The 1,017-nt window shown below is 67.0% G+C and carries 1 protein-coding gene and 1 pseudogene; both read left to right on the forward strand.

Annotated elements, in window-relative coordinates:
• Positions 1-233: pseudogene (locus PI86_RS15485) on the forward strand (class II aldolase/adducin family protein); the annotation flags it as partial.
• A gap of 342 nt (positions 234-575) precedes the next feature.
• Entirely contained in the window at positions 576-1,010 is a 435-nt protein-coding gene (locus tag PI86_RS15490) for a CHRD domain-containing protein (RefSeq protein WP_039324363.1), read from the forward strand.
• Positions 1,011-1,017: the final 7 nt, after the last annotated feature.

Genomic DNA, 1,017 nt, shown 5'->3' on the forward strand with positions numbered 1-1,017 from the left:
CGATCGGCGCGACGCTCGCGCAGACGTTCTCGCTGATGTGGCTGCTCAATCGCGCGTGCGAGGTGCAGGTCGCGACCCACGCGATCGGCGGCGCATTGCCGATCGCGCCGCCAGTGCTCGACGCATGCGTGCGCGATTCGCTGAATTTCGATCCGAAGCATGGCGCCGGGCAGGACGCGTTCGACGCGCTGCAGCGTATCGTCGATCGCATCGATCCCGGCTATCGCGCGTGAAGGCGCGGTGTCGGCGCGAGGTCCGATTCGGTCGCCGCGGCGAAAATTGATTCGCGATGCTTGAGAGCCCGCGCAGCGGAATGTGCATGACGATGCCGGCATGCCATGCGGCACGGGCAAAAAAAACGCGGCCGGGTGGCCGCGTGAATACTCGCAGACTCCTTCGGACGAAGGAAACAAGCAACTGTGAGACGAAGTGTAGCGAAAGGCCGCGCGCGGATTCATGGCCCGCGCTGCAAAGGTCTCTTCCTCGTTACGACAGGCTGCCGGATCGGTGGCGATCGACTACCATCACGTAACGTCCCCGGCCGGGTGGCGTATCACGTCGTACAAGGAGGATTCATGCCGAAGCTGCGTTTGCTCCAGGTCGTGTTGCTCACGGGTGTGCTGGCCGCCGGCAGCGCCGCCGCCGAAACGGTGCGCCTGTCCGCCAGCCTGCAGCCGTCGAGCGAGGTGCCGCCCACCGCGACCAAGGGCTCCGGCGCCGTCGAGGCCACCTACGACACGGCCACCCACATGCTGCAGTGGACGGCGACTTACGAACACCTCACGGGGCCGGCGACCGCCGCGCACTTCCACGGGCCCGCGCCGGTCGGCCAGAACGCCGGCGTGCAGGTGCCGATTCCGAAGGACGGGCTCGCGAGCCCGATCAAGGGCTCGAAGGAACTCACCGACGCGCAGGTGACCGACCTGATGGGCGGCAAGTGGTACTTCAACGTCCATACGAAGGAGCATCCGGCCGGCGAGATCCGCGGCCAGGTGATGCCGGCGAACTGAGGCCGGC

The organism is Burkholderia sp. A9, from assembly GCF_000801975.1.